The sequence below is a fragment of the Sphingobacterium prati genome (assembly GCF_013167215.1).
Taxonomy (GTDB): Bacteria; Bacteroidota; Bacteroidia; order Sphingobacteriales; family Sphingobacteriaceae; genus Sphingobacterium; species Sphingobacterium prati.
On the sequence record NZ_JABJWY010000024.1, the window covers coordinates 71,667 to 85,854 of the forward strand.

A 14,188-nucleotide genomic window follows, 5' to 3' on the forward strand; every position below is an offset into this window, starting at 1 on the left:
TTCTTGTTTTTTATCACTTTATCCTTCATTTACTCAGTATTGAATTAAATGCCTCAAGAGCTTTAGACGTGTAAATAAATTGGGCTTCCTCGGGCATAGTTGTTGGTTCTAATTCCACTTTTTCTGTAAGTAGTATATCGCTTTGATATGCAATTGAAAAAAAAGCGAATAGCTTCCCCTTAGATTCTTTTACTATGGTCGCATATCCCGTTGTTGCTATCCCCCAATCAGTATGAAATAAAGTAGATACACTGATCGCCATTTGTTGAGTTATTAATGGAGATACACAGTCACATCTCTTTGCCTCCAATGGATCGACTCCTAATAACCGGATTTTTTCGTCAGGGGTATATACTGTTATGCCTCCAGCAAATACATTTGTAGCATTTTCGATTTGCGAGCAAGCAAACTGCATAACACCGGAAGTCACACTTTCAGCAACTGCAACACGGCCATGCGAATTTGCTAGCGAACTTTTAATTTGTTCTAGCAGTGACTTAGGAAACTCCATTTTAATCATAGCTTTTAAATTTATTAATTTAGTAAATTAATCTACACAACCGTATATATCCTAACATCGGGTGTATCTACAACTAACGATTTTAGAGTAGCAAGCATATCATTATTGTATAGCTCAGTAGATAAAAAAGCTTGTGCATCATCAGCGGTATCAAAATCATGTAACAATTGGATATATTCATCTCCTACAAGTAATTCAATTGAAGTAGCGCCCTTTATCTGGTCAAGAAATGGTTCTTGAAATTTGTCATACATACCCGATGCCACTCCCCTATTGGCGCTATTGATTTTTAAGGTAATTTGTAAATAAGCTTTTGCCATGACGTCAATTTTTATGGTTAACTATTATAATGGTTTCCTCGCCATAGAATAGACTACTATCAATTATATAGCTCAACTGGAAACCTTAACATTTTAACAGCAGTCAGCTAGAGTTCGTTTGTTTTATTTATTTATAAAACATTCATTAAACAGATGTTGTTCTTATAAAAACATATCAATATTATGGGAAATTTATTATACATTATTGCCGTTATTTTAGTGATTATTTGGGCAATCAGTTTTTTCGGCGGGTATGCGACAGGCAACATAATCCACACATTGTTGGTTATAGCAATTATCGTTGTGTTGCTACGTGTCATTCGTGGATCAGCTTAAATATTGATCTAGCTTAACTATTTAATCTAAAGGCCAGACTTAGTCACGACTAAGACTGGCCTTTATTTAAATCAATTTAGCTTACCAAAGTAAGACGAAGCGGTTAAGCATTACCTTTAAAAGTAACGTAAATTATTTAGTTGATATCTGTTTTTTTCAACCAAATATCAATTAAATAATAATTTTAAAATTTTTGTCTGTTGCCAACAAAACAATGCTAAGAATACACATCATTAATGAATTGTAAAAATGATGATATTCTCCATGAGCCATATGTGCCGTAAAAGCACCAACTGCAAATGGAAATAAAATTAAAATTCCTACAGTTTTGAATTCTGGTTTGCACAAACCAATCAGAAGAAGTAAAACACCCAGCAACTCGCATACTCCGATGCCTAGTGTCCAGGTTTTATTAAAACCTAAAGAATCCATGCTTTGCATCATGGACGGTTTCTGAAAAACTTTGAATAATGAGGCATATCCAAATACATACAGGTAATAGGCATAACTCAACCAATGAACGATAAATTTTATAGTTTCCATTTTATACTTTATGAGATGAGCTACAAATTTCTTTATTAAATTGCATGAATAACAGTACGCACAAAATTGTATGATACGAACAGAAAAGTAAGTATGAATAAGAGAAAAGAAAACTCCACCAACCATATTAACGAAACCTATTGGAAAGATCATTGTGGAATTGCTTTCACATTATCTGCTATTGGTGGAAGATGGAAAATAAATATTCTCACATATCTCCTCCATGAAGGAAGGCTACGTTATGGTGAACTACGAAAAAGACTCATCGGTATTTCAGAGCGTATGCTCATCGCTAAATTGAAAGAACTTGAGCAGGATAGACTAGTCGATCGCATTGTTTATCAACAGGTACCACCTAAGGTTGAATATGAACTTACAGCATTGGGGCGTTCGTTGGAAAAGATTTTAATCCTTATGGATGAATGGGGCGAGACAAATATGTAAAATAGAGTCCCTACATTTGATTATACAGGGATTCTATTTTGTTGTTGTTACCTCAGATCTCGGTTCACAGCTTTCATTTGACTGTGGGTATTAATTTTTGGAAAGAGCATAAAGCGCAAAGGTACCCAACCAATGTGACCCCATATAGTCGTCTTTAGAAGTAATATTGGGCAATGAATATTTCAGATGTTTATTGGCTAAACCATGCAGATGATTTAGCTCAGGAAGTGCCTTTGCAATACCATTTAGACAGGTCGCCCGGCTAAAATTTAATCCATCCAAATGAACCAGATGTCCGTCTGTGCGGTCTTTCACGATGCCGGGTTCCAAGTTAAAATCTGGATTGAAAAGATCAGGCAGAAAATCCTTCAGCCATTTTCGATACTCATCCTGTCTTAAAACAGTACTCATGCAAAGTGCCTCCTCAAGACAGGGTGAAAGGAAGTCGCTTCCGCTAGGCTCAAAGGAGATATTACAATTTTTGTCGTGATCGTATAGCCTTACAGCATTTGTCATTAATGATTTTTCGAAAGCAACGTGATTTGTTCCCCGCGCATAATCCAATGCCAGCGATAAGCCAAAAGCAGAATTATCATGATAACCGGTTCGAATCGGATAAACCAATTTTGGTAAATATTCCTGATAGGCTTTCATGATATGTTTTACCATTGGATCGAGAATTTTTGCCCAACGTTCTGCATCGGAATCTTTCCAGGTTAATAGCTCTTTTTGCAATTGCAACAACCAGGCCCAACCATAGGTGCGTTCAAAATTTTTATTATTCTTATCCTGAAAGAAGGCCAACTCTATTGCCGCATTTTCCGCGGTAATATTCTGATTAAGCTGTTTCCGGATTACGCCGGCCTTGTCTAACTCAGGAAATTGCTTTAAAATTCGCACGATTGACCAATAACCATGAACCGAAGAGTGCCAATCAAAACATCCGTAAAAAATCGGATGCAAAGTGCGCGGCCCTTTCAAATCCTTGTCACTTCCGAGTACTTGTCCCAATTTGTTCGGATATTCAACTTCAATACAATGGAATGGTAGTGTAAGCAAGTGCTTTGCCTGCGTACTATCCAATTGTATGGGTGCATTATTTGTACTATTATTCACTTTGATCTCTGCGTTATTGTGGCAAGAAATAGCCAATGCTGAACAACAAATCAGTCCTATTATTCTTTTCATTTTTTTAAGTTTTTATTCCATCTTTCAAGATAGAGTTTTGCTATATTCGCAAGTTGTACGCAACTTGTCTTTAGTCCAAGTTGTCAATTCATCATGTTCATTATCCACTATTATTATTCTCTAACTGAAGCTTCCTTAAGTAACTGTGCCACCAAAATTGGAACCGCCGCCGTAGCTGCTTCTTCAAAACATTGTATTCGGCCTAAAGTTGTACTATTCGGAATCTGTTTGTCGATTAAGAAAGACCGGCAATAATTAGGCGCAAATTGTCGCAGCCCGGCCGCTGGATAAACCTGCAAGGAAGTTCCAATAATAATAAGAATATCTGCTTTTGAAACATAGGATATTGCCCGTTCAATCTCCGGAACCGCTTCGCCAAACCACACGATATTCGGGCGCAGTTGACTTCCTTTTTCACAGAGATCCCCCATCTTTATTTCATCGCCTTCTATCGGGTAAACCAAACGTTCATCAATAGATGACTTGGATTGATCCAATCGACCATGTAAATGTATAATCTTTGTAGATCCGGCCTGCTCATGCAACAAATCTACATTTTGCGTGATGATGGTGACTTTGTAGGCCGATTCCAACTTACGTAAGGCGAGATGCGCTGCATTTGGCCTTGCGGCTAGCGCCGCCTTGCGTCTAAGGTTGTAAAATTCCTGAACAAGCGCCGGATTTTTCTTCCAACCTTCAATAGAGGCTACAGCCATCACATCATGTCCCTCCCATAGTCCATTTGCATCCCTAAAAGTAGGTATCCCACTTTCGGCAGAAATCCCTGCTCCTGTTAATACAACGATATTTTTCTTTTCCATGTGCTTGCTTAGTCCCTTAAAAATAAATAAATCTGATGAATCTATTGGGTTCGAAAGATAACTTTTTGAACAAGAGACGAATTCATTACTCGTTTATCAACTTAGTGGCGTAGTTATCAGGAAGCTCCAGCCGAATAGAATCTTTGCTAGCGGCAGCCTTTCTGTTCATTTCATCGAAAGAACGCTGGTAATAAACAAAGGCCTTATTGGGTATATGCAGATCTTTTGCCTGTTTTACAGCAAAATGATAACGGTTATCCGCCAGTTTAACATGCTTATAAATACGATAGGTTACAATTTGAATCTGTACCTTGTCAAACTTCGGTATCGTTTTCAAATCAGCCGGTTCATGAAAGTATTTCTCATTGAAATACATAAATTCGTCTGATTTGGCCAGCCATTCCAGATTTATTTTTCCCTGAACCACTTTATTCGCTAGCGAATCCGCACGTTGTCGTTCCATGTTATTTCCATCTCCAGCAGTACAGCAAACGCATAGTGCCACCGCAGACAGGGATGCAAGAAAAGTATGCAATAGGCTCATCTGTCTAATTTAGTATAAAAATATTTCATGCCATAGCGGCGACATCAAAAATTATTGTTTATCGGATAAAAAAGCCCGAGATGCTAACATCTCGGGCCCAAATAATTTGTTCAGCAGCAATTAGAGGTTATTTTCAATCGCGCCAACTTTCTCACGGTGCAATGCCAAAGGCGAATCCAATAACACCGCAATAACAGTCATATTTTTATCCAAGCGTTCCTTTGGAGCCTGAATATAAACAATGCCCGGAATACTGCTCCAGTAAAGTTTATTGAAAATTTCATGATTGATCATGGATCCTTCACCCACCAGTCGAATCCGAGCGATACCGTTTTTTATTCCTTTAAGCGCAATAGGTCCTGTTGGTGTCCCTTCAACAAAAAGATAAAGGGTCTGACGATCCTTTGAAAGCGCGCTTAAACCTTCATAATGTCCTTCCGGGAGTCCCTTCCCTGTTTCATAAAGTGCCTCAGCATGATTTTTAACCCAATCTAAAACGACTGGATTTGTCAAATTTCCAATAGGCAATTTTACTTCCATACCATCGAGCGTCAAACCGGAATGATCAAAAATATTTTTCCCAGTATGGAGGGTCAATGCAATCTGATTTAATGCGGTATTAGTTTGCTTGTTGTCGAGTACAGCTTGTAATGTAATAGCTTCCTTCTGGGGTTCATGCCACTGTACCTTGTCTTTGAATGTCAAGGCCAATACCGTGACGTCCTGATCAAAGTTAACTTTTGTCAGGTCCAATTGGACTTTATCATCCAACGATACCGCAGTTACCTTAGACCCGTCATCTCCAACAACAGAAATCGCCTGAATAGCGCCATTCCGCACCCCCTTTAACTGCAATTGCGGTTTTTGTTCATATACATAGAGATAGAGGGTTTTTCCATCTTTTGACAAAGCAGACTTCCCGTTGTAATTTTCGAATGGAATACCCGCTCTCGTGCCATATATTGCAGAAGCATGTTTATTCGTCCATCTTCCCAACTGCTTCAAAATATTCATCTGCTCTTCCGGAATGCTGCCATCAGCTTTCGGGCCGATATCCAAGAGGAGATTTCCGCCCATGGAAATACAATCCACCAGAGTACGGATAATCATATTAGGCGATTTGTATTTCTTGTCAAATGGCTGATATCCCCAAGAGTCATTCATGGTATAACAAAGCTCCCAGAATTTAGTATCTGGCCGGGTTACTGGAATCCCCTGCTCAGGAGTCTCGTAATCGCCATGATGATTCAAGCGCGAATTAATAATAATGTTCGGGTTGTATTTCCGCAAAAGCGACAACGTTTCCTTGGATTTCCACTCCTCTGCACTATGTTCCCAGTCTCCATCAAACCAAATCAATTCGGGTTTATATTGCTGCGATAATTCGCTGAGTTGTTTTTGATAATATTCGACATAGTGGTTCCAACGATTAGGCTCTTTGACAAGTTCGTACCGTTTTCTTGCACGCGTAAATACATCGTAATAAGGATGGCTCCAATCCGGCAAGGAATAATAGAGACCTGTATGCAGTCCCTCTTGCTGAATAGCCTGAACAAAAGGTGTAATAACATCCTGTTTGGCAGCGGCATTTCTTAGGCTTGTAATGGCTTTATCGGCCCTAGTATTCCACAACGAAATCCCATCATGATGTTTCGTTGTAATCACAGTATACTTTGCCCCTGCTTGTTTGATCAGTTTCGCCCACTCCTTTGGCTTATAATTTTTGGCCGTAAAACCATCAAGCTGTTTGATATAATTATCATGGTTAATATAATTATTGAAGAATGACCATGATTCTGAGATCCCGTTAACAGAGTAGATCCCCCAATGAATAAAAATCCCCAACTTGGCGTCTTCAAACCAATCCATTTTTTGTGCTGAAATAGTGTTCTGAGCGCTGACGTTGAAACACGCCGACGCTAAAAGAACAAAAAGAGAAACCTTTTGAAACTTCATAGAGCTAAATTATCGATTACATAACGAGTTTAAGCCAGCAAAATACATATAAATCACCAGAATTTTATCGTGTAAGCGATAAATTACAGCGAAGACGCTCTTGCTAAACCGAATAACTTCTAACATTACGATCAGATTGTCAGGATATAGATCTAGCAAGGAACAATTATAATTGTATTTCAACACAAATTTATCTAAGTTTGGAGGGTATGATCGAATTATATACAGACGGGGCGTCAAGTGGAAATCCAGGTCCAGGGGGGTATGGAACCATCTTAAGGACTATTTATACAGGCGACAATGAGGCGTTTAAAGGTAAATTGATAGAAAAAGAATTTTCAGGAGGGTACAGAAAAACGACCAATAACCGTATGGAACTGATGGCCGTTATTGTAGGTCTCGAAGCTTTGAAAAACTTAAACCAACCGGTTACAGTATACTCTGATTCCAAATATATCATCGATGCCATTGACAAAAAATGGGTGCATGGCTGGATCCAAAAGGGCTTTGCTGGTAAAAAAAATAAAGATCTGTGGTTGCGTTTGATGAATGTTTATAAACTACATAAGGTCAAATTGGTTTGGGTAAAAGGCCATGCTGGGCATCCCTTAAACGAACGTTGCGACCGTTTGGCTGTGGCCGCATCCAAAGATAAAGCCAATTGGAAAATCGACACGGTATTTGAAGTCGAAGAAAACAAATAATAGAAAGCTTCTCAAAAGTCAATTTTGAGAAGCTAAAAACTCATCGTATTTAAGCTTTGCAAATGACAGTATGTCGTAGCGTAAAATTATACTATAAAGGAAATAAATTCACCTTAATAGACAAAGCTTATCAGTATAACAAACTACCTATTCCCTCAGACAGCGACAACTTAATACAAAATAAGCCCGATGACAATCGAGCTTATTTCTTAAAAATGCTTTAACAATTTTACCCCATTAGAAATACTTCCAAAAGAACTTCCGATCAGGCTGTTCTATTCTCCGCTTTCTTTGGCAGCAAGATATCTTTCTGCTTCAAGCGCTGCCATACAACCGGTACCGGCCGCAGTAATTGCTTGACGGAATATATTGTCCTGTACATCTCCACAGGCAAATACCCCCGGTATATTGGTCGCCGTACTATCTGGCTTAGTAATCAAATACCCTGTTTCATCCATATCCAATACTCCTGTAAATAACTCCGTATTCGGTTTATGGCCGATCGCAACGAAGAAACCCGTTACTTCCAGATCTTTCTCGGATTGGTCTTTGTTATTGATGACACGAATTCCAGTGACTACCTGACCATCGCCTAATACCTCTTTTGCTTCGGAGTTGTAATGTACTTCAATATTTGGCGTGTTCATTACGCGGTGCACCATAGCTTTAGAAGCGCGGAATTCATCACGACGCACCAACATATGTACTTTGGAACATAATTTTGCAAGATAAGTTGCCTCCTCTGCGGCAGTGTCACCTGCACCTACGATTGCAACTTCTTGATTTTTAAAGAAAAAACCATCACACACAGCACAAGCTGATACCCCAAAACCGTTATATTTTTGTTCAGATTCCAAGCCCAACCACTTCGCTGTTGCTCCTGTAGCAATAATCACCGTGTCTGCTGTAACTTGTACTGTTCCGTCTATTTCTACGCGATGTACATCGCCTGTGAAGTCCACTTTTGTCACATACCCAAAGCGTACGGAAGTTCCAAAGCGTTCAGCTTGCTCCCGTAGATCTTCCATCATTACTGGTCCTGTAATCCCTTTTGGATACCCCGGAAAATTGTCCACTTCTGTTGTTTGTGTCAACTGCCCCCCCGGTACAATACCTGTATAAACAACTGGCTTCATATCCGCACGAGCTGCATAAATTGCTGCAGTATATCCCGCTGGGCCTGAACCAATAATCAAACATTGTACATGCTCCACTTCTTGTTTGAATTCCATAATCCTTTTTCTAAGCTATTAATAAAGTTATTTTTTAAATTTATCTTGCAATCCTTTCAGCATATCCAGCGAGATACTTTGAGGTGCCTCTTCTTTTTGCTGATTGAACTCCTTCTTAGCGGTTTTTTTATCCTCTACCGAATGGGTGGGTGCCGCTTTCGCTTTTTGCTCACTTTTTTCTTTCTTATATCTTATCCAGATATTTTCCAATACTTTTTTGGTATATAGCGGAAAATCTCCATTCTGCATCCAGGCGTAATAACTCGGCTCTTGTTCAAATACCTCCATAATAGGTTTTCCCTTGTGTTTGCCGAAATTAATAGTTTCCAAACCATCTTCGTTATATACAATGCGGCCCGCAAAATCCACAGGCTTACTTAAGTTTGTAAATTCATGTAATGCAGCTACGTCGTTGACGACAGGATAAGATATAACACCATGGCGATCCTCAAATGCAGATCCCTCATATTTTGTCAATTGCGCTTTCAAAACTTCATAAGTAGCACGTACGTCCGCTTCAGCAGTATGTGCATTCTCAAGATTCTCATCGCAATAAAATTTATACGCGGCCTTTAATGTGCGCTGCTCCATTTGATGGAAGATGTTCTGTACATCAACAAAGGCACGCCCTTCCAAAGAAAAATCTACGCCTGCACGTAAAAACTCTTCCATAAGCATGGGCACGTCAAACTTATTTGAATTATATCCTGCCAAGTCCGACTCGCCAATAAAAGCAGCCAGTTCTACTGCAATTGCTTTAAATGTTGGCGCATCTTTAATGTCCTCGTCACGGATACCATGGAAAAACGTTGATTCCGCAGGAATCGGTCTTTCTGGATTAATTTTCTTCGTATATACTGTTTCTTCACCACTGGGCATCACTTTCAAAAATGATACTTCTACAATTCGATCGGTCGCAACATTAACTCCTGTCGTCTCTAAATCGAAAAATACCAATGGTCTTTTTAATTTTAATTCCATGCTGGATCGTATGCTTTTTTAACAAAAACCAAAAATACAAAGTTGGATTTGATTTTTGTAGTTCACAAAATTTAATTTACAACCGTTTGATGAATTGGTTCCAATTGATTGAACTTGCCCACAATAACCTTTACCATTTGGTCGAAATCGAGATATTTATTTGCTATATCACGAGCTTTTTCGGGCGTCATCGTTTTAATCTGCTCCATGTAATAAGAATAATACGTCAAGCCCATATCATTCAACAACACACTTTTGAATTTATCAGCGTGAGAAAAAATACTCTCGAGTGATCCTAACATAGATCCTTCCATATACGTTTTCACCAGCTCTATTTCTTCATGCGTAGCTAATGCAGTCTTTAAGAGATTGATTTCCTTTTCTATCTCCACCAAAGTGGCATTAGTTACGTCCACCCCCACTTCTGTCGCAATCGTTAAAAAGCCAGTATGTTTCAAGGTAGCCACTGCAGAACCGATACTGTAGGTATACCCTTTTTCCTCTCGGATATTACGCATCAAACGCGAACCAAAAAATCCTCCTAGCAGCGTATTTACAAATTGTAGAGCAGGATAATCCGCATGTGTCCTCGAAATGGTCCGAGCCCCCAGACGAATGGCCGACTGCAATGCATTTTCTTTCTCTTCGTAAGCCAGACCAGCTGCATCTTGGAATAATACAGGATGATCTACATTAGCGCATGTCGTTTCACTCCTCCACTCAAGTCCAAAGATCTGCTCCAACTCGTTGATTAGATCGTCAGAGACATTCCCCGAAACGATCAAGGTACAATTATTCGGCACGATCTCTTTTTGATATAACGCAACTAATTGATCCCGATCGATCGCATCATAATCCTCCAATTTCGGTGTACGTCCATAACGATTACTTTCTCCAAAGACTAAATTGTAGAACTTCCGCCGCGCTAGGTAGTCGTTTTTCTGAACGGACACCTGAAACTTTTGTTTATTGTTGCGAAGATAGGTATCAAGCTCCTGTTGCGGAATTGATGCTTCTGTCAAGATATCTTTAACAAGAGGCAGAAGTACTTGACTATGTCTATTCAATGTATACAAAGAGAGTGAAGTAATATCAAAAGAGTATTCAGGTACGAGAAAAGCGCCATAAAAATCTACCTTGTCTGCAATCTCTGCACTTGACATCGTCATCGTCCCCTCTTTGAGCAAGGCGCTTAATGCACTATTTAGTAATGGATTTTCACTTTGCGCATCGAGGTATTTATTCTCAAAAATCCATTCAATACGAACAAGTTCCTGTTCAGGAGAGTGAAATATATATACCGGCAAGCCGTTTGCGAATCGCTTTTTAACAGGCTCTTTTAAAGTTATATTGCCAATTTCACGAAATTCAGGTGCCTTTGTTCTATCCAACATGTCGTATCTCCTCCTCTTGTGCTTTATACATTAATATTGATGCGTTCTCACGATTAAAAATAGCCTGTGCTTGCTGCCGCACTTGCTCAGCAGTTACGGCCAAATATTTCGAAACTTCGGTATTGATACCATCGGCGTCGCCAAGCAACTCATGAAAGGCCAAATTCATTGCCTTATCCAAGATCGATAATTCTGCAAATACATTTGTTGACTCCATTTTATTTTTAACTTTTTCCAATTCGGCATTAGACACCAATTCTTTTTTTAGCAGATCAAGTTCAGCCCATACGGCATTTTCGGCTTCTTCCAAGGATATTCCCTCAGATGGTTTACCTTCAATTACAAACAAGTTATTGTCAATACTGCCCATTACATAGGCATTTAGTTCACTAAATAGTTGCTCTTCTTTCACCAGTCTGCGATAGAGCCTTGATGAAGATCCTCTAGAAAGAATATCCGACAACAGATCCATGGCAAAATAACCTTCTTCTAGTCGGGCAGGCCCATGGAAAGTCATATAAAGGGCGTCCAGTGGTACGGGGGCAAAAATCGTCTCCCTTCTCAATTCTTTTTGTATGGGCTCCTGTGGAAGCTGGCGGATGTATTTTTGACCGGGATCAATATCACCGAACCATTTTTGGACCAAAGATTTAACGTCTTCATAATGGACATCCCCTGCAATCACCATGATTGCACTCTGCGGATTATAGTGTAATTTAAAGAATGCTTTAACGTCCTCCATGGTGGCATCTTCGATATGTTTTAGCTCTTTGCCGATCGTCGCCCAACGATATGGATGCACCTTATACGCTAAAGGACGCAATTTGAGCCAGGCATCGCCATAAGGCTGATTGAGATAACGCTGTTTAAATTCTTCACTTACTACATTCCGTTGCACTTCAAGACTCTGTGGAGAGAACGCTAAGCTCAACATTCGATCCGATTCTAACCAAAGTGCTGTTTCCAGATTCGAAGAGGGTAAAGTAATATAGTAATTGGTGATATCATTGCTCGTAAAGGCGTTATTCTCACCACCTACTTTTTGTAATTCTGTATCAAAACTAGGGATATTGACACTACCACCAAACATCAGGTGCTCAAATAAATGAGCAAAACCAGTCTGCTCCGGCGATTCGTCCCTTGCACCTACATCGTACAATATATTTACACAGGCCATTGCCGTGTTATGATCCTCGTGTACCAAGACACGCAAGCCGTTTTCTAACGTAAATTTTTGGTATGAAACCATCTAATTCTTTTTTCGATTTTATGAAATCCAGTTAACACCTTTTCGCAACAAGGATAAGGTCTTGGCTTCTTCGGAGCCTTCTTCAGGGTGATGATCGTATACCCAATTGGCCTGAGACGGTAGACTCATCAATATGGACTCTATGCGGCCATTTGTTTCAAGGCCAAATTTAGTACCAGAATCCCAGACTAAATTAAACTCAACGTAGCGTCCCCGGCGGATCAATTGCCAATTTTTCTGCGTTTCGTTATATGTTTTATTTCTATTTTTTTCAACCAGCGCAGTATAAGTCGGTGCAAAGCTACGACCTAAGTCACAGGAAAATGCCAAGATATCTTCCATAGCCATGCCTGTTTTCGCTGTGTTCAATTTATCGTAGAAAACCCCTCCTATTCCACGGGTTTCTTGTCTATGACGAATAAAGAAATAGTCATCAGCCCATTTTTTAAATTCATCATAAAAAGTCGGATTATGTTTATCACAGACCGTTTTCAATTGTTGATGGAAAAATCGAGCATCATCTTCATTCACGTAATGTGGTGTCAGGTCAATCCCCCCTCCAAACCAACGCATCTGTTCATTCAATTCGAAATATCGGATGTTCATATGAATGATAGGTACCCATGGATTATTGGGATGAATGACAATCGAAACTCCTGTAGCAAAAAAATCGTCTTCATCGACGCCAAACGCTTTTTTTATTGTCTCGGGTAGTTTGCCATGCACAGCAGAAAAGTTGACTCCACCTTTTTCCAATATATTGCCGTTCTGAATAATCCGTGTTCGACCACCACCACCACCTTCTCTTTCCCATAGTTCCTCATCAAATCGGGCCGAACCGTCCAGGCGTTCCAACGCCTGGCATATTTCATCTTGAATTTCTTTATAAGCTAAAGCTATCGCTTCTTTTGTAATCATCTACTCTATCGCTAGTTTATGTTAATTTTTCGCTCAGGGCTTGAACAATTTTAGATGCAGGCTGATGTTGATATAAAATTTGATATACGGCATCACAAATAGGTAATTCGACAGCATATTTTTCGGCATATTCCTGAATACAAGCGGAAGCATAATAACCTTCGGCCACCATATTCATTTCAAGCTGAGCCGATTGCACACTATACCCTTTACCGATCATATTACCAAATGTCCTGTTGCGGCTGAATTGCGAATATGCTGTTACCAACAAGTCTCCCAGATAAGCCGAGGTATTGACATCGCGGGATGTATCACCATCTACTTTAGCAACAAACCGACGCATCTCGCGGATAGCATTGGAAACTAAAACTGCCTGAAAGTTATCGCCATAGCCCAACCCATGGCAGATACCTCCAGCCAGGGCATAAATATTCTTTAATACAGCTCCAAATTCAATTCCTAAAATATCTTCCGATAAGATCGTTTTAATGACTCTGGAAGATAAATACGAAGCAACCAAAGCAGCGTTATCCGAATTTTTGCAACCAAATGTCAGGTAGGATAGCTTACCCAATGCGACTTCCTCGGCGTGACAGGGACCTCCAACCACACAGATCTGTTCGATGTCAATATCATAACGCTGTTCCAAAAATTCGCCGATAATAAGGTTATCCTTCGGAATAATCCCTTTAATAGCAGATACCACTATTTTATCTTTAAAATCTTCCTTGGTGACACCCTCCAATGCATCTTTTAAATAGGCTGCTGGCGTATTTAAAATAACAATATCTGAATTAACAACGACATTTTTTGCATTGGTATCGATGGTTGTAATATTCAAATCAACAGAAACTCCACTCAAATAGGTTGGATTATGTTTAAATTGTTGAATATACTCCGCATCTTCCTCTTTTCTAATCCACCAAAAAATATGTTTGTCTTGGTCATTTTCGCATAGCATCTTGATCATGGCCGTCGCCCAGCTTCCGCTACCAATTATACCAATCTTTTTCCCCTGCATGTTTTTAATTTGTTTTC

Annotated in this window: 16 protein-coding genes; 3 read left to right on the plus strand and 13 right to left on the minus strand. The window is 39.5% G+C overall.

Annotated elements, in window-relative coordinates; all coding sequences use genetic code 11:
• Nucleotides 1-25 precede the first annotated feature (25 nt).
• Complete coding sequence (locus HPC41_RS06345; protein ID WP_172393198.1) at nt 26-520, minus strand: CinA family protein; 495 nt, start codon at nt 518-520, stop codon at nt 26-28.
• A gap of 32 nt (nt 521-552) precedes the next feature.
• Nucleotides 553-840 (minus strand): hypothetical protein, encoded by a 288-nt coding sequence (locus HPC41_RS06350; protein ID WP_172393199.1) that lies wholly within the window; start codon nt 838-840, stop codon nt 553-555.
• Between the two features lie 183 nt (nt 841-1,023).
• On the opposite strand from HPC41_RS06350, the gene HPC41_RS06355 reads away from it, so the two are divergent.
• Nucleotides 1,024-1,176, plus strand: coding sequence for a lmo0937 family membrane protein (locus HPC41_RS06355; protein ID WP_172393200.1), 153 nt, complete (start codon nt 1,024-1,026; stop codon nt 1,174-1,176).
• A 171-nt stretch (nt 1,177-1,347) separates the two neighbouring features.
• On the opposite strand, the gene HPC41_RS06360 is transcribed toward HPC41_RS06355, so the two are convergent.
• On the minus strand, nt 1,348-1,719 hold the full coding sequence (locus HPC41_RS06360; RefSeq protein WP_172393201.1) for a DoxX family protein: 372 nt from the start codon (nt 1,717-1,719) through the stop codon (nt 1,348-1,350).
• Between the two features lie 93 nt (nt 1,720-1,812).
• Here HPC41_RS06360 and HPC41_RS06365 point away from each other — a divergent pair, with 93 nt between their 5' ends.
• The gene (locus tag HPC41_RS06365) at nt 1,813-2,163 is read left to right on the plus strand and encodes a winged helix-turn-helix transcriptional regulator (RefSeq protein ID WP_172393202.1); all 351 of its coding nucleotides are present in this window, start codon (nt 1,813-1,815) and stop codon (nt 2,161-2,163) included.
• Nucleotides 2,164-2,253: 90 nt separating this feature from the next.
• Here the strand turns inward: HPC41_RS06365 and HPC41_RS06370 are convergent, their stop codons facing one another.
• The 4 genes from HPC41_RS06370 to HPC41_RS06385 all read right to left on the minus strand — a co-directional run bounded on the left by HPC41_RS06370 (nt 2,254) and on the right by HPC41_RS06385 (nt 6,672).
• The gene (locus HPC41_RS06370) at nt 2,254-3,351 is read right to left on the minus strand and encodes a DUF2891 domain-containing protein (protein ID WP_172393203.1); all 1,098 of its coding nucleotides are present in this window, start codon (nt 3,349-3,351) and stop codon (nt 2,254-2,256) included.
• 113 nt (nt 3,352-3,464) lie between these two features.
• The gene (locus tag HPC41_RS06375) at nt 3,465-4,172 is read right to left on the minus strand and encodes an SIR2 family NAD-dependent protein deacylase (protein WP_172393204.1); all 708 of its coding nucleotides are present in this window, start codon (nt 4,170-4,172) and stop codon (nt 3,465-3,467) included.
• A gap of 85 nt (nt 4,173-4,257) precedes the next feature.
• Nucleotides 4,258-4,716 (minus strand): hypothetical protein, encoded by a 459-nt coding sequence (locus HPC41_RS06380; protein WP_172393205.1) that lies wholly within the window; start codon nt 4,714-4,716, stop codon nt 4,258-4,260.
• A gap of 120 nt (nt 4,717-4,836) precedes the next feature.
• Complete coding sequence (locus HPC41_RS06385; protein ID WP_172393206.1) at nt 4,837-6,672, minus strand: alpha-L-fucosidase; 1,836 nt, start codon at nt 6,670-6,672, stop codon at nt 4,837-4,839.
• 209 nt (nt 6,673-6,881) lie between these two features.
• Between HPC41_RS06385 and rnhA the strand changes: the two genes are divergently transcribed.
• Entirely contained in the window at nt 6,882-7,376 is a 495-nt protein-coding gene (gene rnhA / locus HPC41_RS06390) for a ribonuclease HI (RefSeq protein ID WP_172393207.1), read from the plus strand.
• Between the two features lie 275 nt (nt 7,377-7,651).
• Here rnhA and trxB read toward each other — a convergent pair whose 3' ends face one another.
• From trxB to HPC41_RS06420, 6 genes are all read right to left on the minus strand, one after another.
• The gene (gene trxB, locus HPC41_RS06395; RefSeq protein WP_172393208.1) at nt 7,652-8,608 is read right to left on the minus strand and encodes a thioredoxin-disulfide reductase; all 957 of its coding nucleotides are present in this window, start codon (nt 8,606-8,608) and stop codon (nt 7,652-7,654) included.
• A gap of 27 nt (nt 8,609-8,635) precedes the next feature.
• Entirely contained in the window at nt 8,636-9,589 is a 954-nt protein-coding gene (locus tag HPC41_RS06400; protein WP_172393209.1) for a 3'-5' exonuclease, read from the minus strand.
• A gap of 71 nt (nt 9,590-9,660) precedes the next feature.
• On the minus strand, nt 9,661-10,983 hold the full coding sequence (locus tag HPC41_RS06405; RefSeq protein ID WP_172393210.1) for a M16 family metallopeptidase: 1,323 nt from the start codon (nt 10,981-10,983) through the stop codon (nt 9,661-9,663).
• A complete protein-coding gene (locus HPC41_RS06410; protein WP_172393211.1) occupies nt 10,973-12,232 on the minus strand; it encodes a M16 family metallopeptidase in 1,260 nt (419 codons plus the stop codon). Before HPC41_RS06410 ends, HPC41_RS06405 begins: the two co-directional genes overlap by 11 nt.
• 18 nt (nt 12,233-12,250) lie before the next feature.
• Nucleotides 12,251-13,150 (minus strand): oxygen-dependent coproporphyrinogen oxidase, encoded by a 900-nt coding sequence (hemF, locus tag HPC41_RS06415; protein ID WP_172393212.1) that lies wholly within the window; start codon nt 13,148-13,150, stop codon nt 12,251-12,253.
• Nucleotides 13,151-13,166: 16 nt separating this feature from the next.
• Nucleotides 13,167-14,171, minus strand: a complete 1,005-nt coding sequence (locus HPC41_RS06420; RefSeq protein WP_172393213.1) for an NAD(P)H-dependent glycerol-3-phosphate dehydrogenase — start codon at nt 14,169-14,171, stop codon at nt 13,167-13,169.
• Between the last annotated feature and the right edge of the window lie 17 nt (nt 14,172-14,188).